Genomic DNA, 20686 nt, shown 5'->3' with positions numbered 1-20686 from the left:
TCCGGCCAAGATTCCGGGAGAGCGCACAAAAAGGCCCCGGGGCGGACGCATTCCGAGTGCCGAAGGCACCGTCCGGAATGGCGCGACCGCCCCGGGGCGCTTCAGGGAATCAGCCCTCCTTCTGCAAGGCGAGCGAGGTCGATCCATTCAGGGCGGGCAGGTAACCGAGCCGGTGCCCCTTCGCCGTCGGGTGGTAGGACGAGCCGATGGGAATGGTGACGGAGTTCAGCCAGTCCTCGCCGGAGCACAGTTCATGCCCGCCGAACTCGTCGCGGACGTCCGAGAAGGTGAACCCCGCCCGTCCCGACGCCGAGGAGATCGTGCCGTCGAGCGTGTCGGCCGCCCCGTTGAGCGCGGTCCGCTTCGTGTTGCTCAGCCCCACGCAGACGCTGACGATCTTGTAAAGGCGCGGGTACCCGAGCACGACGACCCGCGCGGACGGCGCCTTCGCGCGGATCTTCGCGTACACCGAGTCGAGCCGCCCCGGCAGCGTGTTCACCATGTAGGACTTCGCCGTGTCCACCGCGCTCAGGCAGGCCGAGTCGCTGTTCAGCACGCAGGTCTGCATGACGCTGGAGAACCCGGCGTCGTTCCCCCCGACGGTGATGCTCACGAGGGTCGTCGAGGAGTCGAGCGCCCCGAGCTGGCCGTCGGCGACCGACGTCGTCGTCGCCCCCGAGCACGCCACGAACTTGTACGAGGCGGTCGTGTGGGCGGCCGCCCAGAGGTTGGGGTAGGCGTTGGCACTGCGGTTGCACGAGCCGCTGGCGGAGTCGTAGTTCCCCGCCCCCGTGCCGGACGAGTAGGAGTCGCCCAGGGCGACGTAGTTCGTCCCGGCCGCCGAGGCGGACCCGGACCAGGCGAACGTGCCGGCGGCGATGACCGCCGCGCCGAAAACAGCCGAGCAGGGGCGGGAGAGGCGCATAGGAGCTCCGGGGAAAAGGGGCGGAAAGGAGTCCGTTCCCTTATACCCCGCCCGCCATTCCCCGAAGCCCCGGATGTGATCACTATTCTTTGGCAGATTTCGCCCTAGTCTCGCTTAATACAAGCAACTCCGGTGAATTTCGGATGACAAACAAGTCACCTCACACCCCCCATCAACCCCTGCAATCCCACCGTCCACCCCTATTCGGTACAACACGGAATGCGGAACGGCCCGGCGCGCCCTGAAACGGGCGCGCCGGGCCGAGAGGAGAACGGGATCAACCGGAGACGCTCGGGCGGCCGTTCTCGATGTGGCCCATCAGCCTTCGCCGGAACGCGGCGTCCTCCGCGACCTTCACCTCGACGTCGTACCAGCCTTCGCGGGTGCGCCAGCGGACCGTCCGGCTCTGGCCCGCCTTCACCTGGACGGTGCGCCGCCGGTCACCGCCGTACGCGAGCGCCCCCAACTCGAACGTCAGCGCGGACCGCCCGGTGTTCCGCAGCGTGACCCAGAGGTCCCGCGACCCGCCCGCCTTCGAGCTCACCTCCGCTGTCGCGGCGGTCCGCCCGGCGAACTCGCGCCGGAAACCGTTCGGGCCCGTCAGCACCAGCTCGTACGAACCCTTAGGCACCGCGATGTCGGCGCGCTCACCGCGCCGGACGTCGAAATGCCGCGGCGCGGGCAGCTCCCCCGCGTACGGGTAGAGGGCGTAGTGCACGCTCTCCGACCCCGTGTTGACCAGGTCGAGACGCAGCTTCCCGCCGACGACCCGCGCGGACGCCTCCGGCCCGTACGGCAGCGGACGGGCGGGCCTCGTCCCCGGCTCCTGGCCCGGCATCCGCTGCTCGGCGGGCGGCGACGGGCGCCACCGGCCGGTGAACGGCGGCACCTCCCCCGGCCGCGCGATCCGCGGCGGCCGTCCGGGCCGCTCGAAGTCGAACACCGACGTCAGGTCGCCCGCGACCGTCCGGCGCCAGTCGCTGATGTCCGGCGCCTTGACCCCCAGCCACCGCTCCGTGAACCGCACCAGCGACGAGTGGTCGAACACCTGCGAGTTGACGTACCCGCCGACCGTCCACGGCGAGATGACCGTCAGCGGCACCCGGTAGCCCAGCCCGATCGGCTTGCCCTCGAAGTGCTCGTCCGCCACACCGGCAGACGGCACCGGCGGCGGCACATGGTCGAACAGCCCGTCGTACTCGTCGTACATGAGGAAGACGACCGTGGACGACCACACCTCCGGGTCGGAGGCGATCGCGTCCAGGATGTCGTAGGTGATCCGGGCGCTCTGGACCGGCGACGAGCCGCCGGGGTGCTCCGACTCCGCCGCCGACGGCACGATGTAGGAGACCTTCGGCAGCCTCCCCGCCTCGACGTCCGCGCGGAACGCCGCGGCCAGCCCGCCCGACGGCCCGCGCCGCAGCGCCCGCTCGAACAGATCCCGCTCCTCCCGCGGCAGCGCGGTCACGCCCCGGTCGAGCTCCGCCAGCAGCGCCGCGCGCTTCGCCGCGTCCGCGTCCAGCACGGCCATGTAGAACTCGTCGATCGTCCGGTACCCGCTCGGGACGGCCTTCTTCCCGATCGCCTTGAACCTCGCGAAGAACTCGATGTTGTTGTCGGTGTAGTTGTCCCACTCCTGGTACACCTTCCACGGCACGCGCGCCTTCTGCAGCAGCTCCGCGTACGTCGTCCAGGTGTATCCGGGATGGTCGTAGTCGTAGGCCGCGTTGTCGACGGCCCTGCGGCCGTTCGCCTCCGACCCCGTGTACCCCGACACGAAGTAGTTCCGGTTCGGGCTCGTGGAGCTGAACACCGAGCAGTGATACGCGTCGCACACCGTGAACGTGTCGGCCAGCTCGTAGTGGAACGGCAGGTCCCGCCGCTCCAGGTACGCCATCGTCGCCGGCGACTTCGCGCCGATCCACCCGTTGTTCCAACCGCCCGCGTGCGCCTGCTGCCCGTCCGTCCACCCATGCGGCAGGCTCCCCATGTACTGGAGATCCTTGCTGGCCCGCTCGGCGGCCTCCCGCAGCGAGAACGGCAGCACCTTCCCGCCCCCGCCCGGCTGCTCGTACACCGGCGCCCCGTCCGGCAGCCTGATCGCGTTCCGGTCCGCGAACCCGCGGACGCCCCGCAGCCGCCCGAAGTAGTGGTCGAACGAGCGGTTCTCCTGCATCAGCAGGACGACGTGCTCGACGGCCTTCAACCCACCGTGGCGCATCGGCGCCGCCATCGCCGCGTGCACGGACGGCGGCAGCAGCGACGCCGCCACCGCACCCCCGCCCGCGACCGCCCCGCCCGCCAGGAACCGGCGCCGGTCGAACCCGACCCCAGTGATCTCGGTTTCCATCCCGCCTTTCTGGCGCCCCACCCTGACCGCCAGCGCACCGCAGAACGTCCCCCTGATGTCCACCACCCGAACCTTGGGCATGGATCCACCTCCCGGCAAGCCGACGACCCTGACCCTTTCCGGCCGGACACTTGCCCCGCCGGCGCCCCCCGCCCGAAGCTGGCCTCCGGTCATGCCGGCACGACGGCAGCCAGGAGGACGGCAGGTGGGCCGCGACACCGCTCAGCAGGTGGCATGAGGCATCAGAGGCTGTCCCTGTTCCTGCAGGTCCTCCTGGTCCTCGTCGCGAGCCTCCTCGGCATCGTCACCAACTACGCCACCAACGCCGAGCACGCGCCGCTCCTGCTGAGGGTGCTGCAGAAGGCCGCGGTCCCCGCGATCGGCGTGCTGATCGTGGCGCTCGTCGCCGGCCACGTCGTCGCGTTCCGGCTCGACCGTCCGCCGCCCCCGCGGCGGACCTGGCGGCGCGACCGGACCCCGTTCCCCGGGCTGGACGCCTTCACCGAGGACGAAGCGCCCGTCTTCTTCGGCCGCGAGGTGCAGACGGCCGAGCTCACCCGCCGGCTGCACGCGTCCGGCGAGCGGTCCACCGACCGTTTCACCGTGCTCGTGGGAGCGTCGGGCAGCGGCAAGTCGTCCCTCGTGCAGGCCGGCCTGCTACCCCGGCTGCGCGAGCGCCGCTGGCTGATCCTGCCCGTCATCACACCGGGCGCCGACCCGATCGCCGCGCTCGCGTCCGCCGTCGCCCAGGCCGGCGGGGCACCCGATCGGAACGCCGCGGCGAGGCGGCTCCGCCGTTCGCCGGACGGGCTCGCGGAACTGCTGCGGGCGATCCGCCGGAGCACCGGTCACCGCCACCGGCGGATCCTCCTGGTCGTCGACCAGTTGGAGGAGACACTGACGCTGACCGGTGCCGAGGAGAGAAGGCGCTGCCTGGACGCCGTCGTCACGGCCCTGGAACGCGATGGGAGGTTCTGCACCGTCGCCACCGCCCGCGTCGAGTTCCTCCGCGAGTTCCTCGACACCCCTCACGCCCGGCTGTTCCAGGCTCCGCTGGCGATCGGGGCGCTCACCCGGACCCTGCTGGCACAGGTCATCGAGCGGCCCGCCGAGCTGGTCGACCTCAGGTTCGAGCCCGGGCTCGTCCAGCTGATCGTGGACGACGCGGGGACCACCGACGCGCTGCCCCTGCTCGCCTACCTGCTGCAGGAGCTGTACTTCACCGCGGGCCCGGGCGCGCTGGTCACGGAGAGCGCCTACCGGGCGCTCGGCGGCGTCGCGGGGGCGATGACCCGCCAGGCCGACCAGGTGGTGGCCGGGCTGCGCGGCGAGGACGGGATCGAACCGGTCCTGGCCGTCCTGCTGAAGTTCGTCACGATCGAAGGGCAGGACGCCGTCCGCCGCCGCGTCCCGCTGGAGGACCTCACCGAGGCGGAGCGGACGGTGGTGGACACGTTCGTCGACGCCCGCCTCCTCGTCACCGGCGCCGCCGGAGGCCCCCCGTTCGCCCAGGTCGCGCACGAGGCCCTGTTCCGGCAGTGGCCGCCCCTGCGGCAGGAGGTCGAGGCGAAGGCCGAGCAGCTGCGCCGGCGGGGCGAGCTCGAACGCTGGGCCGCCGACTGGGAACGCGCCGGGCGGAGCGCCGACTACCTCCTCACCGGAGAACGGCTGGCGCTCGCCGGGCGCTGGCTCGCCGGACTCGAGGAGAGCGGTCAGCCCTCCGCCCGGGCCCGGGCGCTCGTCGAGGCGTCCCAGCGCCGTGACCTCGCGTTCCTGCGGCAGGTGTCCGAACGCGTCGGCGAGCACGTCCTCGCCAACGCCGAACGGTATCCGGACCTGTCGACCCTCCTGTCCCTGACCGCGCTGTCCGACTGCCCTCCGACGCCCGCCGCGGTCAGGGCGCTGATGGCCGCGCTGGCGTTCAACCACCTCTCCGCGGTACTGGCCGGGCACGGCGACGCGGTCCGCCATGTCGCCTGGTCGCCGGACGGCACCCGCATCGCCACGGCGTCCCGCGACGGCACCGCCCGCATCTGGGACGCCGCGGGCGCCACCGCGACCGTCCTCGGCGACCACGCCGGAATGGTCGAGATGGCCGCCTGGTCCCCCGGCTCCACCCGGGTGGCCACCGCGTCGCGCGACGGAACGGTCGGGATCTGGGACGCGGCGACCGGGCTCCGGACCGGGCGTTTCACGGACGCCGCGGACGTCGTCCGGGCCGTCGCGTGGTCCCCCGACGGCCGCTGGATCGCGTCCGGCTCGCGGGACCTGTCCATCCGAATCTACGAGGCGGACACCGCCGAACTCGTCGGCGAACTGCGCGGGCACACCGACAACATCCTGGGTCTGGCCTGGTCCCCGGACAGCACTCGCCTCGCCAGCGGCTCACACGACCGCACCGTCCGGATCTGGAGCGCCCCGGCGGCCGAGCTCCAGATCGTTCTGCGAGGGCCGGAGGACTTCGTCGAGGGCGTGGCCTGGCATCCCGACGGCACGCGCGTCGCCGCCGCGTCCGGAGACCAGACGGTCCGTGTCTTCGATGTCCGCTCCGGCGGCCAGACCATGCTGATCCGGGCGCACGAGGAACGCGCGTGGAACGTCGCCTGGTCACCGGACGGCACGCGGCTCGCGTCCTGCGGCGGCGACCGCACCGCGCGGATCTGGGATCCGGACACCGCCCAGGAGATCGCCGCGCTCCGGGGCCACCTCGGCGACGTGTGGAGCGTCGCCTGGTCCCCTGACGGCGCCCGCCTGGCCACGGGCTCCGCCGACGGCACCGCGCGCGTCTGGGATCTCGTCCCGCGCGGAGCCGAGGAGGTACTGATGGCAGGTCACAGAGGCGCCGTCCGGGGCGTCGCCGTCCAGGCGCTGAACGCGCGGGACCACGTCATGACCTGCTCGGACGACGGTACCGTCCGGCTGTGGGACGGCACCACCGGGCGACCGCGCGGGACCATCGACGAGCACGGGGACGCCGTCCTGCACGTGGAGTGGAGCCATACGAGCTACCTCGCCTGCTCGGCCGCCAGGACGATCCGCCACCTGCACGTCACCCGTGACCTGACGGTCCGGAACCGGTGGACGGTCGAACTCCCCGACACGGTCGTCGAGTGCGTCACCGGCTACGGCAGCCGCGTGGCGAGCGCGGGCCGGGACTGCAAGATCCGGCTCTGGAACGCCGCCGACGGCGCCCCCTTGGCGGTGCTCACCGGGCACCAGGACTGGGTCGTCGGACTCGCCTGGTCACCGAGCGGGCACCTCCTCGCCTCCACATCCGACGACCGCACCGCCCGCATCTGGGACGCCCTGGCCGCCCGGCAGCGCACCGTCCTGCGCGGCCACGGCAACTGGGTGGACGGCGTGTCCTGGTCGCCCGACGAACGCCTCGTGGTCACCTGCTCCGCCGACCGGACGGCCCGCATCTGGGCCGTGGCCGGCGGCGACCAGGTGGCGGTGCTGGCCGGCCACGAGGCGCGCGTCCACGCGGTGGCCTGGTCGCCCGACGGCACCCGCATCGCGACCGCGTCCTACGACCGGACCGTCCGCGTGTGGGACGCCCGCGGCCACACCGAGATCGGCGTCGTGGGCGTCCACCGCGACCGCGTGACCTGCGTGGCGTGGACGTCCGACAGCCGGCACGTCGTCACCGGCTCCTACGACGGCACCGCCCGCGTGTGGAAGGCCGAGCCGGACCTCGACGCGCTGAAGGCCGCCGCCCGCAACCGCGCCTTCCGTACGCTGACCGAGGACGAGCGCCGCGCTCACCTGCTCCCGGCGGGCGACCCGTAGAACCACTCGACCTCGCGCACTTCCCGGCCGACCAGGTAGTCGGCCGGGTCCAGGCCCATCGCCGCCCGCTTCGGCGACGCCCAGTACCGCTCGTTGCGCTCCTCGAACGACCCGGGGCCGTCATACGCGATCACCCAGACGAACCGGCTCCGCTCGCGGTCCAGCCAGGCCCCGCCGATCTCGAACCCGAACTCCAGCCGCAGCGGCACGACCAGGTCCCGCCACTTGGCCGCCCACTCGTCCAGCAGCCCCTCGCGGATCGTGTACGTCCGCAACTGCGCCGTCCTGCCCATGACCGCTCCCCACGCCGTCCGTCTGCGCGTCGATCCTCCCAGCCTCGTCCACGGTCATGACAGGGAGCGGTATTACGCTCGTGCGGGTGACGGGGATGGATGAGCTGATCAGGCGGCAGCGGGCGTTCGCCGCCGCGCGGGACTGGGAGCAGTTCCACACGCCGAAGAACCTCGCGATGGCGCTGGCGGGCGAGGCGGGCGAGCTGCTCGCCGAGTTTCAGTGGCTGACGCCCGAGGAGTCCGTCACGGTCATGGACGACCCGGACGCCGGCCACCGCGTGCGCTCGGAGGCCGCGGACGTGTTCCTCTACCTCACCCGCCTGGCCGACGTCCTCGGCATCGACCTCGTCCAGGCCGCGAACGACAAGCTCGACGAGGGCGAGCGCCGCTATGACGCCGCCACCTACCGGGGCTCCGCCCGCAAGGCGCCTCCCCTGTCGTGACCCGGAATGTCGGCGGACGCCGATAGCCTTCCCGCGTAAGGAGTTGCGGCCCGACGGGCTTCCGCCGATCCCCTGATCGCGGACACGCCCCCATACCGCACGAGATCTTCGTGCTGCCTGGGGGTAGGTCCCGTGACGGTCTTCCGTCGCACCGCCGAAGCGCTGCTGTCGCCGCTTGAGCGAAGGCTGAGCGAGGTCCTGGCCGAGCATCTGAGGATGGCCGCCGGCCTGCGCGTGTCCGACTCCGAGCGCCGCGCCTGGGACCGCAGCCTCCCGATCCTCGCCCATGACCTCGTCGAGGCGGGCCTCGGGCACGTCGAGATGCTCATCGAGTACCAGCTCCCCCTGACCAGCAAGCGCGCCGACGTCGTCCTCGCCGGAGTCGACCGCCGGACGGGCGGCGACGCCTACGTCGTCGTCGAGCTGAAGCAGTGGAGCCACGCGGAGGTCTGGGAGGAGGACGCCAGGCGCGTCCTCGTCCAGCACATGTCCGGCAGACCGAAGCTGCACCCTGCGCTCCAGGCCAAGGGCTATAGCGACTACATCCTCGACTTCCTCACCGTCCTCGCCGACCACCCCGACGCGCTGCACGCCGTCGCCTACCTGCACAACGCGTCCCGCAAGGACGTCGCCGACCTCTACGACACGGTCGAGGACGACCGCACCCGGCTGTTCACCCAGAGCACCCGCGGCGCCTTCGTCGAGTACCTGCGCGACCGCTTCGCGCCCAAGCCCGGCGCCGGTGCCGCAGACCGCTTGCTGACCAGTGAGGTCCGCCCGTCCAAGCAACTCCTGAAGCACGCCGCCGAGGAGATCCGGACCCGCGAGAGGTTCGTCCTGCTCGCCGAGCAGCGGCTCGCCGCCGAGATCGTCTGGCACGCCGTCGACAAGGCGCACCGGGAGGACACCAAGACCGTCGTGGTCATCACCGGCGGCCCCGGCAGCGGCAAGAGCGTCATCGCCCTGTCGCTCCTCGGCGAGCTGTCCCGGCAGGGCCACTCCGTCCTGCACGCGACCGGCTCCAAGTCGTTCACCCAGACGATGCGGCGCCACGTGGCCAGGGGCTCCACCCAGACCAAGGCCCTGTTCAAGTACTTCAACAACTTCATGGACGCCCGCAAGAACGGCCTCGACGTCCTCATCTGCGACGAGGCCCACCGGATCCGCGAGGTCTCCGCCAACCGCTACACCCCCGCGCGGCTCCGCACGGGCCGCCCGCAGGTCGACGAACTCATCGACGCGGCCCGCGTCCCGGTGTTCCTCCTGGACGAGCACCAGGTCGTCCGTCCCGGCGAGATGGGCACCCTCGCCCAGATCGAGGAGCACGCCGACGCGAAGAAACTGCGCGTCGTCCACGTCTCCCTCGACGAGCAGTTCCGCTGCGGCGGCAGCCGCAAGTACGAGGAGTGGGTCCTGAGCCTGCTCGGCCTGGACGGCGACGAGCCGAAGCGCTGGGAAGGCGACGACCACTTCGAGGTGACGCTCGCCGATTCCCCGTACGACCTCGAAGTCGCCCTGAGCACCCAGCGAAACCACGGCTACTCGGCACGGATCACCGCCGGCTTCTGCTGGCCCTGGAGCGACCCCCGCAAGGACCACCGCGGGCAGCTCTCCCTCGTCAGCGACGTCGTCATCGGCGGCTGGGCCCGCCCCTGGAACGTCAAAGGCGACCGCTCGATTGGCGACGCCCCGCCCAGCGACCTCTGGGCGACGGACGACGGCGGCTTCGGCCAGGTCGGCTGCGTCTACACCGCCCAGGGCTTCGAGTACGACTGGAACGGCGTCATCCTCGGCCCCGACCTCGTCTACCGCGACGGCCGCCTGCGCACCGTCCGCGGCGCCAGCAAAGACCCGGCCCTCCGCCCTCGCACCGTCTCGGACGCCGACGCCGACAAGCTCATCCGCAACACCTACAAGGTCCTCCTGACCCGAGGCATGACCGGCACGATCCTCTACTCCTGCGACCCGCCAACACAGGCCTATCTCTCGCGCCTACTGGCATAGGCTTGCCCGAATGCTGATGCACCGGCTCCTCGCGCGGCTCTGGCACATGTTGAGCGGACGCGTGCAATGGCGAGTGGCGCGCATCAGGCATCGGACATTCCTCGTCTATGTCGCAGGAATCGTCCGGGACGACCAGGGCCGCGTCCTCCTGCTCCGCCATCGGCTGTGGCCGCAGTACCGCGCCTGGGGCCTGCCCGGCGGCTACGTCAACGCGGGTGAACGCCTGGAGGACGCCGTCGCCCGGGAGATCCAGGAGGAGACCGCCCTGGAAGTGGCGGTCAAGGGCCCGCCGCTCCACCTCGCGAGCGGCTTCAGATGGCGAGTCGAGGCCTACTACGAAGCAACGGTGACGGGCGGCCGCATCGACCTGGAGACCGCCGAGATCCTGGAGGCCCGCTGGTTCGCCCTGGACGACCTGCCGACGGGAATGTCCGTCCCCGTCCGCCGCTGGCTCAGCACACTAGACGAACAGCACTAACTCAGGTCGAACCGACCGCTCCGCACCGAAGCTGCGAAGTGCCGCCACTCGGCCGCACTGAAGCGCAAGACGGCTCCCGCAGGATCCTTCGAGTCACGCACCCCAACACCCGGCGCCAGCTCCGCAACCTCAACACACTGCCCACCCGTGTTATCACTCCGACTGCTCTTACGCCATTGCACAGCCGAGGTAGAAGCCATGGTCACTCCAAGATCGCGTGAAGTAGAGCCAGGGAATGATCGACGGACATCGCCGCACCCCTAATGAGATCAAACTGTAGCGCATAGGTTCGGACGACGTCGGGATGCTCAAAGAGTTGAGTTCCAAGATATCCACCAACATGTACGACATCCGGGTCACGCTCGAAGCCCATGACGGTGAACGCTCCAGGCAGCCCCGCATAGCTCCCAGTTTCGAACGGAACGATCTGCATGGTGACGTTGGGCAACGCCGCCAACTCGATGAGGTGGCGAACTTGCTCCCGCATGACCTCGGGCGCTCCGATGGGACGGCGGACAGCGCCTTCGTCGAAGATCGCAACCACGTGCGGGGGAACTTCGCGTGCCATGATCCCCTGCCGCTCCATCCTTGTTGCTACGAGCTTGTCAACCTCCTCCGGCGCCCGCCCCGTCTTGAGCACCTCGTACGCATACTGCCTGGTCTGGAAGAGTCCCGTGATGACCATCGTCTCGAAGACGTGCATGACCGTGGCCTCGGCCTCTCTGGCGATGAAATCGGGAAAGCCCGGCGGCAGCACCTGCAGTCGGTCGACATCCCGGATCCACTCCCATATTCGATGAAATGTCCCGTTCGTCGTGAAGAAGGTATCGCAGTCCTTGGCGAACTCTTCGGACGGAGAGCTTTTACCGGCCTCAAGCTGCCCAATCCACTGGGGGGTATATCCCAGCTTGTCCGCCAGTTGTGGACGGGACATCCCTGCAGCCTCACGGTAGGCGCGCAATTCGGTACCGAAGTACTCGGTCGGCGACGTGGGGACACCGGGGTCACGGGGACGACGAGGCATGGCGCGCTCCAGAGGGAAACCGGGGCATGTTTCCGACCCCACATATGAGCTTTCCGCAGATGGCTTTCCCGCTCTTCCCGACCATAACTCGGTCACAGCATGGTTGGGGGCGATAACGCAGAGAAACCGACCTGCGAGGTTCGCACGATCATGAGCACACCATTCGACCCCGCCGACCGGGCGCTGGCCGAACTCCGCGCCGACTTCCCGAGCCATCGGATCTGGCGGTCGACTCGCCGTGACGGACGCCTGGGCGACTGGGTGGCGACGCTGCACGATCCCACCGCCGGCGTCGATCCGACCGTCGTCCGCGGAAGTGCCGACGACCTCCGCACCGCGCTGCAAGTTGAGAGGGTCCGAGCGGCGGCTCGTCCCGGAGCCGCGCGGCAGGGACGGACGGCCCGGTGAGGATCTGGGCCCAGCCGTCAGGACGCCACCACCCCGGCGAACCACACCGATCGGACGAGCGTCCTCAACCGGACGGACACGACGACCGGACGTCCGGCTCGATCGCCTACCTGGATCGACTCGCGGGAGAAGTCGTCCGGGAGGGATGGACGGCTGTCCCGCGTTACGCCGGCGCGACTCCCGTCCTCCATGTGTTCGACCGCGCCGTACCGCAGTTCGGCGAGAGCGTCACGATGGCACCCGGTGCCACGGCCGACACGTGGTGGTACCGGTCGAGTACGGGTGAGAACCTGGCGCCGCATACTCAGCCGCTACTCGCGGCGGAGAGAGTCACTCGGATCCTCATCCCGTTCGTCACAGCAGCGCTCGCCGCGCAGTCGCGCCGTGCTCAGGCGGCGACCGTCGCACACGGCGGCCAACCGACCGCGTCCCCACCCGCCGCGGCGAGACGCGACGCGAACGGGCTGCTCGCTGCTCCACGCTGGTGGGGAGCAAGGACTCAGATGTGGTGGGCTATCGTCCCCGGAGGAACACGCTGGCGCCTTGTCAGCGCGGCAACACCGGCCGAACTCGACCAGGCGATCGCCGAAGCGCGCTCGGCGATATAGCTCGTAAGCCACCGCGTGACCAGGAGGTCCTCCGCGTCTCGGCCACACGGTGTGGTCAGAGGCGGGACGCGTTCTCTTCGGCTGCCTCTACCACGGCCTCCAGCATGGAAGTTGGGAGGTCTTGGCGGGCGGCGGTTCAACGCGTCCAGGATGGAAGGACCTTGGCCAGGGCGCGCAGCTCGGCCGGAGTGCCGATCACTTCCTCGACCGGAGCGTCGAGTTTCGCGGGGCTGATTCGGAGGGGTCTGCCGACGTCGTAATCGCAGCCGTAGTCGACGATGGCGCGGACGGCCACGGCGCTCTTCGACGGCAGGCGGGGGTGCGATTCCGGAGACTCGTCGACGATGGCTTGGCGGGCCTTGTCGTCGTAAGTCGAGAGCGGATCGAGGACACCGCCTTCGAGAGAGCTCGGATCCTGCTCAGGATGACGGCGCGGTCTTCGACGAAGCTCTCCGTCACCGGATGATCAAGAGTGCTGTTAGTGCACGACGTCGGTACGTGGCGGGGGCGAGGGCGGCGAAGGCGCGGAGGAGCGCGAGCGCCTTGCGGGTGCCCAGGTCGGCGGCGCGGTCGATGAGCCCGCCGTAGAAGACCTCGTCGATGTCGCCTTCGACGAGCTCCTGGCCCCACCAGGAACCGACGATCTCCGAGAAGTGCGCCTCGGCCTGCAATGGGTCGGAATGATTCAGGAGTTCCTCGGGCACGCCTTCAATCATCGAGTCCAGCAGGACGGGCAGCGGTGGCGGCTCCGGCCCTCACCGGCGAGGACGGGGACGCTTTCGGGAAACAGGCCGAGCAGCTCGCCGACCTTGTTGGCGGGATGGTCGTCGAAGTCCGGGTGGACGGACTCGTCGTCGAGTGTCCCGGTGCCGAGCTCGTCCAGTACGCGGCTTGACTTGTTCTACATCGTGGTCTGCTTTACGCCGAACAGCTCGGCCATCTGCTGCGCAGACATGTGACGGGGGTGCGACCGACGCGGCCCACGGCGTGGACGATGCCTTCGGTTTTGGCGCGCATGACATCCGGCACGCGCGCCTCCGCGAACCATTAATCCATATCTGCCAATGTCCCTAGGTCGGCAGTTCCTGCGCGGAGGCGGCGGTTGGCCCTGTCGAGGTCAAAAGCGTCCGGGTCGAAACCGCCGTCCGTCCACTCCATGTACATCTCGTGGTCGTCGTGGCTCGGGTCGGCCAGGGCGTCCAGCATGGCGGCGAAGCCGGGCGGGCCGCCGCTGTCCTCGGGTGGGCACGCACCAGTGCCGTCCACGACGCGCGGGTAGTCCACGCCCGGTTCGGCGGAGAAGTCGCCGGTGACGCGCACATCATGCTGCCAGTCGTCCCCGAAGTCGTGGACGTAGCCGAAGCGCGGAGCGACGGCCTCGAGCGTGACGTGCGCCGCATCCTCGATGCCCAATTCGCCGTCGGCGACGCCGAACCGGCCAAGGTGAGTCTCGAAGACGTGCATGTGGCTGTGGAAGTCCCAGCCCATCGCCGCCTGGATCACGTAGTAAAGGTCGGAAAGGGTCGTGTCGGCGGGAACCTCGACGGTCCTCCGAACCGGCTTCTCCATGTCCAGCAGCGTGATCTCAAGTCGGAAGATGCGCACCCGCCGATCGTCCCGCACAACGGAGCCGCGAGACGGCAAGTCACCCGAAGTCACCGCGATCGCGCCGTCCGGTAGCTTCCTTGCGATCTCGCATATGACGAGCGCGGGGGCCTCCACGGAAGTGCTCCGTGCGATCGACGAGCAGTACAGGGATGCGCCGGTGCCGCTGCGTCTACGCGCACCGGAGGAGATCGAAGTGCTGTTCGGGGCCGTGAGCTCGTCGCCCCCGGGCTGGTGGACGTCACCCCAGTGGCGTGCGGACGAGAAGGCGGCGCCCTCCGGCTTGCACCTGCTCGGCAGTGTCGCCCGCAGTGGCTGAGGAACCGGCCGGGCGAGAATCGGTCTTGGTCTTCGGACAGGCAAACCGTCGGCGAGACTGTGCGGTCAGCATTGTGGAGATCATAGGATTCCGGCAATCCCTAGACGCTTTGATGGCCGCCAGCAATATGGTGGGCCGACTTCGGCCAGATGAAAACGATCTATACGGGCGGGCTATCGCCTTACCGGTGGCGGTGTCAGCATGACGGTGTTCGGGTTCACGGGGACGGGGAGGGCGATCTCATGAGCGGTCCACAGAAAACCGACGCGGCTTCGGCCAAGGCGAAGGCGATGAAGGCGATCCAGGACGCGATCGACGGCAGCAGGCTCGCCGGCTGCAAGCTGTGGAATCCCTGGGAGAAGGTCTACGAGAAGGGTCTTGAGGTCTCAAAGATCAAGGCCACTCCAGGGCTGACCGCGGCACCGTTGACCATTCCCGAAACGGCGACTTACGCGGGGATCAAGGAGAAGGCTGCGCTCGATCTCCGGAAGTACAAGGCGCGGTTCAACGAGCTGAAGGGCATCAAGGAAGACGACAAGCTGGTCGACGTGACCGCCGACAACTTCGACGAGGTCCGCCTTCTGCTGAAGAAGGGCTACCTTGAGTGGGGCCGGACCAACTACAGCGGCTTCACGGCGGGCAACTGCACCTACATCGCGGGCGTGACCGTGGGGTGGCTGGCCGAGAACACCAGGCTCGTGCCGGAGGGCGCGCGGGTCGAACAGTTCAACCTCGCACCTGGCGGCGAGGGCCACGCGTTCGTGGTCATCGGCCGCGCCTCCGGCAGCACTCCGGGCACGATCTCGACCTGGGGGGCCGACGCCTTCATCGTCGACCAGTGGTACGCCCGCCAGCGCGTGACCGCGCCCGGGAAGTACGCCGTCAAGGACATCGTGAAGGGCAGCGACTTCTACGACGAGGACTTCATCGCCTTCATCACCGACGGAAAGATCGCGCCCGGCCCGTCCTTCACCGCCGAGGAGCTGGCCAAGCTCCGGTAGAGCCGCAGGTGGGATGTCGAAATGCGGGGGCCGTCGCCGAACGGCCCCCGCATTCCGATATTCCAGGACGAATCCGAAGCTGTCGCGGGTAGACGAGCGGCGACGCCGATGCCGTCCTGCTCAGACGTCCCAAGGCGGCAAGAGGGAGGGCCGCTTCCCCGGAGGCGATCGGAGTCGACGAGGAGTGCGTTAGAAGGGGCAGGTGGGGATGTCTGGGATGGGGGACTTGGTCCAGGTCGGGGAGACGTAGGTGGCCGGGTACCAGCCCCAGCCGTCGTTGGTGTAGCGGTCGTCGCCCTGGGTGTAGAGCCAGGTCGTGCCCTGGCCGCCGGGGTTGGGGGCGCCCTGCTGCTGGCAGACGAACCAGTTGGAGTCCGACCTGATGTAGCCGGTCTCCGGGCCGGGCGTCCGCTGGGCGTAGAGGGGGCCTTTGCGCTCGGTGGCGCAGGTCCAGGTGTCGAAGCTGCGGCCCTGCGGGTCGGTGACCTGCTTGCCTTCGCGGTCGCAGTGCGCCACGTCCGCGGCGGTGGACGTGCTCGGAGAAGGTGCGGGCGGTTCGGGCGAGGACTTGCCTCGGGCGATGAGGACGCCGACGGTGATCGTCGCTGCGAGGGCGACCGCGCCCAAGCCGGCTAGGAGCGGCCATGTCCTGCGGCGCGGGTTGCGTGGTGCCATGCCGTCCGTGGGCGAGACGGGCATCGGGGTCGAGATCGGAGCCGGAGGGAGAGCGCCCGGGTGTGCCGCGCTCCAGTGCGCCGGGTCCGGGGGCGGCAAGGCCGAGGACGGTGGGGCCGGAGGCGACGACGTCCATGAGGCCGAGGCGTCCGAAGGTGATGGGGTCCACGGCGCCGGAGGCGAGGACGGCGCCGGAGGCGACGGCACCGAGGGCGGCACCGAGGACGGCGACGAGGGCGCGGCCGGCGGTCGGGAGGGCGGGGTGGCGGAGGGCGGGGTGGCGCCTTTGTGGCGGTCTACCATCCGGGTGACCGGGGCGGGCAGCCATTCGTCGATCGGGCCCTGGGCGGCGCCGAGCAGATTGACGATGGCGGTGGGCGTGGGGCGTGCGGCGGGGTCCTTGGCGAGGCAGGCGGCGGCGAGGTCGCGGATGCCGGCGGGGACGCCGCGGAGGTCCGGCTCGTCGTGGACGATCCGGTACATCAGGGTGTGGGGCGGGCCCTCGCCGAACGGCTGGACACCCGCGGCGTGGCAGAGGACGGCGCCCAGGGCGAACACGTCGGACGCGGGTGTGGCGCCGGTGCCGCGGACGTGCTCGGGGGCCATGAAGCCGGGCGTTCCGATGGAGCCGCCGGGGATGGTGAGGGCGGTGCCCTCCAGCGCCTGGGCGATGCCGAAGTCGATGACGCGGGGTCCGTCGGCGGCGAGGATGATGTTGGACGGTTTCAGGTCGCGGTGCACCAGGCCGGCGGCGTGGATGGCTTCGAGGGCCTCGGCGAGGCCGGCGCCGAGGACGCGGAGGGACCGTTCGGGCAGGGCGCCGTGCTCGGCGACGACGGTCGCGAGGGACGGGCCGGGGACGTAGGCGGTGACGAGCCAGGGCGGGTCGGCGGTGAGGTCGAGGTCGACGACCTGGGCGGTGTGGAAGCCGCCGACCCTGCGGGCGGCCTCGGCCTCGCGGGCGAAGCGGCGGCGGAACTGCTCGTCGGAGCCGAGCTCGGCGCGGACGACCTTGACCGCGACGGCGCGGCCGCCGGGCGAGTAGCCGAAGAACACCTCGCCCATGCCGCCGGCGCCGAGCCGTCCGGCCAGCCGGTAGCGGCCGATCGTCTCCGGATCACCGGGTCGCAGCGGCTCCGTCATGCCCGTTCACCGTCCCCGTCCGCCGGGTCGCCGGCCGGTCCCCATGACCTGCCCGGCGGCGATCCCGGTACCCCGCCCGTGTCCGCGTCCGGCCAGCGGGCCGCCGCGCACCCTCCGAATCCAACCCATTCGCGGACGGGGGCGGGACGGAATTCACCCAATCGCGACGTCGGGTCAGTGCGTCGTGGTCTTCGGGCGGGGCGAGAGGGCGGCGAAGGCGGCTCCGACGAGGCCCTTCGCGCTCGCGGCGAGGAAGGTCGTCCAGTCGAAGTAGTCGCGCCAGAGGGTGATGCGGCCGTCGTGGACCTCGAACGTGCCGCAGACCCAGAACTCGGCGCGCCAGGGGCCCGCTTCGAGGACGTCGGTGCGTTCGGTGAGGACGGTCGGGCCGTTCTCGGCGATGTTGTGGATACGGGCCTCGAAGCCGGTCCCGTAGCGGGTCATGGCGCGGAGGGTCCGCTCCACGGCGGGGAGGCCGCGGGCGGGCGGGAGCGGGACGTTCTGGTAGACGATGTCCGGCGCGGCGTGGGTGAGGGCGCGGTCGATGTCGAGGTCTTCGAGGGCGGAGAGGAAGTCGGTGACGACCTGGATCCCGGTCATGGCGCTCCTTCGGGTCGGGGCCACCACGGTAGTGGAGGGGATGCGCCAGAATCAGGCCATGCGGTTCGGTGTGCTGGGGCCGGTGGAGGTCCGCGGCGGGGATGCGGGCGTCGCGGTCGGGGGGCCTCGGGTGCGGGCGCTGCTCGCGATGCTGGCGCTGGACGCCGGGCGTGTCGTCCCGGCGGAGCGGCTGATCGACGGGCTGTACGGGGAGGAGCCGCCGAGCGGGGCCGCGAACGCGCTGCAGTCGCAGGTGTCGCGGCTGCGGCGCGGGCTGGGCGACGCGGGGCTCGTCGAGGGGCATCCGGCGGGTTATCGGCTGGCGGTCGCGCGGGAGCGGGTGGACGTCCACCGGTTCGGTGATCTGGCGGACGAGGGGCGGCGGGCGCTCGCGGCCGGGGAGCACGCGCGGGCGGTCGAGCTGCTGCGGGAGGCGCTGGGGTTGTGGCGGGGGCCGGCGCTCGCGGATCTGGACGCGCCGTTCGCGGAGGCGCAGTCGGCGCGGCTGGAGGAGCGGCGTGCCGCGGTGGCGGAGGACGCCGCGGAGGCGGAGCTGGCGCTGGGCGAGAGCGGGCCGGCCGCCGCGCGGCTGCGGGAGCTGGTCGAGGAGCAGCCTTTGCGGGAGCGGGCGCGGGCGCTGCTGATGCGCGCGCTGTACGCGGGCGGGCGGCAGGCGGAGGCGCTGACCGTCTACGAGGAGGGGCGGCGGATCCTCGCGGACGAGCTGGGCGCCGATCCGTCGCGGGAGCTCGCGGACGTCCACCTGGCGATCCTGCGGGGCGACCTCGACGTGCGGGACCGGCCGGAGCCCGCGCGGGTCACGCCGCCGCCCGCGCAGCTGACGAGCTTCGTCGGGCGCGAGGACGAGGTGCGGCGGGTCGGGGCGATGCTCGCGGACGGGCGGCTCGTCACGCTGCTCGGGCCCGGCGGCGCGGGCAAGACGCGGCTGGCGATCGAGGCGGCGGGACGCGAGGACGGCGAGGTCTGCTTCGTGGACCTGGCGCCCGTCGAGCGGTCCGAGGTGGCGAAGGCGCTGCTCGGGGCGCTCGGGCTGAGGGAGAGCGCGATGCTGCCCGCGGCGGGCGAGCACGGGCCGGGCGAGCAGGCGCCGGCGGCGGAGGAGCGGCTCGTCACGGCGCTGGCGGGGCGGCGGATGCTGCTCGTCCTCGACAACTGCGAGCACGTGGTGGAGCCCGTCGCGCGGCTGGCGCACCGGCTGCTGAGCGCGTGCCCGCGGCTGCGGGTGCTGGCGACGAGCCGGGAGGCGCTGGCGATCACGGGCGAGGCGCTGCGTCCGCTGCCGCCGCTGGCGCTGCCGCCGGAGGGCGCACCGGTCGCGGAGCTGACCGCGTATCCGGCGGTGCGGCTGTTCGCCGACCGGGCGGCGGCCGTCCGCCCGGACTTCGCGGTGGACGCCGGGAACGCGGACGCGGTGCTGCGGATCTGCGGGGCGCTGGACGGGCTGCCGCTCGCGATCGAGCTGGCGGCGGCGCGGCTGCGGTCGCTGCCGGTCGAGGAGGTCGCGACGCGGCTGGACGACCGGTTCCGGCTGCTGTCGCGCGGCAACCGGACGGCGGCGCCGCGGCACCGGACGCTCCGCGCGGTCGTCGAGTGGAGCTGGGACCTGCTGGACCCGGCGGAGCAGGCCCTCGCGCGGCGGCTGACGGTGTTCTCGGGCGGGCTGGCGATGGACGCCGCGGTCCGGGTGTGCGGGCTGGACGGCGCGGACGAGCTGCTCGTCGAGCTGGCCGACAAGTCGCTGCTCCAGACGGACGGCGTCCGGTACCGGATGCTCGACACCGTCCGCGCGTTCTGCGCGGAGCGGCTCGCGGAGGCCGGCGAGGAGGAGCGGCTGCGGCGGGCGCACGCGGAGTACTTCCTGGAGCTGGCGCGGCGCGCCGACCCGCACCTGCGTGGCGCGGAGCAGCTCGCCTGGCTGGAGCGGCTCGCCGCCGACCACGGCAACCTGCACGCCGCGCTGCGCCGCAGTACGCGCCTCGACCCGGGGCTGGCGCTGCGGCTCGTGGCGTCCCTGACCTGGTACTGGTGGCTGCGGGGACGGATCGAGGGCGCGCCGCTGGCCGTCGACCTGCTCGGCACGGTGGGCCTGGAGCCGCCGCCGGGGCTGGAGGAGGAGTACGTCCTCTGCGTCGCGAACGCGGTGGCGGGCGGCGGCACCGGCGCCCGGACCGCGCCGTGGCTCGACCGGGCCGAGGAACTGCTGCACGGCATCGACCGGACGCTGAGGTACCCGGTGACGACCGTCCTGTGGGCGCTGACCGCCGGTCCGACGCGCACGGACGTCCCGGTCATGGAGAAGCAGATCGGCGACGACCCGTGGTCGCGGGCGCTGCTGCGGATGAGCGACGTGTTCCTGCACCAGTTCCGTGGCGAGACGGACGCCGCCGAGGAGGCGTGCGCCGAGGCCGTGCGCGAGTTCGGCGCGACGGGCGACCGCTGGGGGCGGGCCAACTGCCTGGACCCGCTCGCCCAGCTCGCCGACTGGCGCGGCGACCGCGAGCGGGCCCTGGCGCTGCTGGACGAGGCGCTCGGCCTCACCGGGGAGCTCGGCGCCCTGGAGGACACTGCTGACCTGCTGTTCCGGCGCGGCGACGTCCACGTCCACGCCGGTGACCTGGACGCGGCGCACACCGACTACACGCGCGGCATGGAGCTGGCGCGCCGCGCGGGCGCCCCCGACAAGGTCGCCGCCGGGCACAACGGGCTCGGCCAGGTCGCGCGGCTGCGCGGCGACCTCGCCGGGGCGCGGCGCGGCTACGAGGCCGCCGCGACCGGCTACGCGTTCGAGCGGTTCATCGGCACCGCCGTCCACGCGTCCGCGCTGACCGGGCTGGGCTGGCTGGCCCTCGCGGAGGGCGACGCGGCGGGCGCGCGGGCCCGGTTCGAGGAGGCGCTCGGCCTGGCGATCGACCATCCGATCTTCATGAACCAGGCCGGCGCGGTCGTCGGCCTGGCCGGTGCCGCCCTCGCCGAGGGCGACGCGGCGCGCGCGGCGCTGCT

20 protein-coding genes are annotated in these 20686 nt (G+C 71.4%); 9 read left to right on the top strand and 11 right to left on the bottom strand.

Translation table 11 applies throughout. The features are described from left to right. Positions 1–109 precede the first annotated feature (109 nt). Together E1300_RS26210 and E1300_RS26205 are read right to left on the bottom strand one after the other, a co-directional pair. Entirely contained in the window at positions 110–925 is an 816-nt protein-coding gene (locus E1300_RS26210) for an SGNH/GDSL hydrolase family protein (protein WP_131759728.1), read from the bottom strand. A gap of 277 nt (positions 926–1202) precedes the next feature. Beyond that, the gene (locus tag E1300_RS26205; protein WP_242619406.1) at positions 1203–3356 is read right to left on the bottom strand and encodes a phosphocholine-specific phospholipase C; all 2154 of its coding nucleotides are present in this window, start codon (positions 3354–3356) and stop codon (positions 1203–1205) included. Positions 3357–3509: 153 nt separating this feature from the next. Between E1300_RS26205 and E1300_RS26200 the strand changes: the two genes are divergently transcribed. Then, complete coding sequence (locus E1300_RS26200) at positions 3510–7064, top strand: WD40 repeat domain-containing protein (RefSeq protein WP_131759727.1); 3555 nt, start codon at positions 3510–3512, stop codon at positions 7062–7064. Here the strand turns inward: E1300_RS26200 and E1300_RS26195 are convergent. Further along, a complete protein-coding gene (locus tag E1300_RS26195; protein WP_131759726.1) occupies positions 7037–7357 on the bottom strand; it encodes an NIPSNAP family protein in 321 nt (106 codons plus the stop codon). The two genes, E1300_RS26200 and E1300_RS26195, sit on opposite strands and share 28 nt — an antisense overlap. Before the next feature lie 95 nt (positions 7358–7452). Between E1300_RS26195 and E1300_RS26190 the strand changes: the two genes are divergently transcribed. From E1300_RS26190 to E1300_RS26180, 3 genes are all read left to right on the top strand, one after another. After that, the gene (locus tag E1300_RS26190) at positions 7453–7800 is read left to right on the top strand and encodes a nucleotide pyrophosphohydrolase (protein ID WP_131759744.1); all 348 of its coding nucleotides are present in this window, start codon (positions 7453–7455) and stop codon (positions 7798–7800) included. Between the two features lie 132 nt (positions 7801–7932). Beyond that, positions 7933–9804, top strand: coding sequence for a DUF2075 domain-containing protein (locus tag E1300_RS26185; protein WP_207399960.1), 1872 nt, complete (start codon positions 7933–7935; stop codon positions 9802–9804). Between the two features lie 10 nt (positions 9805–9814). Next, positions 9815–10282: an NUDIX domain-containing protein gene (locus E1300_RS26180; RefSeq protein ID WP_242619405.1), complete on the top strand. Its 468-nt coding sequence runs from the start codon at positions 9815–9817 to the stop codon at positions 10280–10282. Here the strand turns inward: E1300_RS26180 and E1300_RS26175 are convergent. Both E1300_RS26175 and E1300_RS26170 read right to left on the bottom strand, forming a co-directional pair. After that, positions 10279–10482 carry a DUF397 domain-containing protein gene (locus tag E1300_RS26175; RefSeq protein WP_131759725.1) on the bottom strand — a complete coding sequence of 68 codons (204 nt, stop codon included), beginning with the start codon at positions 10480–10482 and terminating at the stop codon, positions 10279–10281. The genes E1300_RS26180 and E1300_RS26175 overlap by 4 nt on opposite strands. A 2-nt stretch (positions 10483–10484) precedes the next feature. Continuing rightward, positions 10485–11306 carry a helix-turn-helix domain-containing protein gene (locus E1300_RS26170; RefSeq protein ID WP_131759724.1) on the bottom strand — a complete coding sequence of 274 codons (822 nt, stop codon included), beginning with the start codon at positions 11304–11306 and terminating at the stop codon, positions 10485–10487. Positions 11307–11456: 150 nt separating this feature from the next. Between E1300_RS26170 and E1300_RS26165 the strand changes: the two genes are divergently transcribed. After that, complete coding sequence (locus E1300_RS26165) at positions 11457–11714, top strand: hypothetical protein (protein ID WP_131759723.1); 258 nt, start codon at positions 11457–11459, stop codon at positions 11712–11714. 17 nt (positions 11715–11731) lie between these two features. On the opposite strand, the gene E1300_RS50350 is transcribed toward E1300_RS26165, so the two are convergent. The 3 genes from E1300_RS50350 to E1300_RS26160 form a co-directional block, all read right to left on the bottom strand. Beyond that, the gene (locus E1300_RS50350) at positions 11732–11905 is read right to left on the bottom strand and encodes a hypothetical protein (RefSeq protein ID WP_165503003.1); all 174 of its coding nucleotides are present in this window, start codon (positions 11903–11905) and stop codon (positions 11732–11734) included. Between the two features lie 553 nt (positions 11906–12458). Continuing rightward, positions 12459–12617 (bottom strand): hypothetical protein, encoded by a 159-nt coding sequence (locus tag E1300_RS50345; RefSeq protein ID WP_165503002.1) that lies wholly within the window; start codon positions 12615–12617, stop codon positions 12459–12461. A 160-nt stretch (positions 12618–12777) separates the two neighbouring features. After that, a complete protein-coding gene (locus tag E1300_RS26160; protein WP_131759722.1) occupies positions 12778–13026 on the bottom strand; it encodes a hypothetical protein in 249 nt (82 codons plus the stop codon). A 35-nt stretch (positions 13027–13061) separates the two neighbouring features. Here E1300_RS26160 and E1300_RS50340 point away from each other — a divergent pair, with 35 nt between their 5' ends. After that, entirely contained in the window at positions 13062–13217 is a 156-nt protein-coding gene (locus E1300_RS50340; RefSeq protein ID WP_165503001.1) for a hypothetical protein, read from the top strand. Positions 13218–13369: 152 nt separating this feature from the next. Here E1300_RS50340 and E1300_RS26155 read toward each other — a convergent pair whose 3' ends face one another. Next, positions 13370–13927: a plasmid pRiA4b ORF-3 family protein gene (locus E1300_RS26155; protein ID WP_165503000.1), complete on the bottom strand. Its 558-nt coding sequence runs from the start codon at positions 13925–13927 to the stop codon at positions 13370–13372. On the opposite strand from E1300_RS26155, the gene E1300_RS26150 reads away from it, so the two are divergent. Together E1300_RS26150 and E1300_RS26145 are read left to right on the top strand one after the other, a co-directional pair. After that, positions 13920–14246, top strand: coding sequence for an SAM-dependent methyltransferase (locus tag E1300_RS26150; protein ID WP_165502999.1), 327 nt, complete (start codon positions 13920–13922; stop codon positions 14244–14246). The two genes, E1300_RS26155 and E1300_RS26150, sit on opposite strands and share 8 nt — an antisense overlap. Before the next feature lie 149 nt (positions 14247–14395). Beyond that, on the top strand, positions 14396–15247 hold the full coding sequence (locus tag E1300_RS26145) for a hypothetical protein (RefSeq protein ID WP_131759719.1): 852 nt from the start codon (positions 14396–14398) through the stop codon (positions 15245–15247). Positions 15248–15436: 189 nt separating this feature from the next. On the opposite strand, the gene E1300_RS52760 is transcribed toward E1300_RS26145, so the two are convergent. Together E1300_RS52760 and E1300_RS26135 are read right to left on the bottom strand one after the other, a co-directional pair. Beyond that, a complete protein-coding gene (locus E1300_RS52760; RefSeq protein ID WP_242619404.1) occupies positions 15437–17065 on the bottom strand; it encodes a serine/threonine-protein kinase in 1629 nt (542 codons plus the stop codon). A 174-nt stretch (positions 17066–17239) separates the two neighbouring features. Continuing rightward, the gene (locus E1300_RS26135; protein WP_131759718.1) at positions 17240–17665 is read right to left on the bottom strand and encodes a limonene-1,2-epoxide hydrolase family protein; all 426 of its coding nucleotides are present in this window, start codon (positions 17663–17665) and stop codon (positions 17240–17242) included. A 58-nt stretch (positions 17666–17723) separates the two neighbouring features. Here E1300_RS26135 and E1300_RS26130 point away from each other — a divergent pair. Continuing rightward, positions 17724–20686 (top strand): AfsR/SARP family transcriptional regulator (locus tag E1300_RS26130; RefSeq protein ID WP_165502998.1); only part of this gene is annotated, 2963 nt, incomplete at its 3' end.

The sequence above is a fragment of the Actinomadura fibrosa genome, from assembly GCF_900659615.1.
Classification (GTDB): Bacteria; Actinomycetota; Actinomycetes; order Streptosporangiales; family Streptosporangiaceae; genus Spirillospora; species Spirillospora fibrosa.
This window is presented reverse-complemented; position numbering and strand designations above follow the sequence as displayed.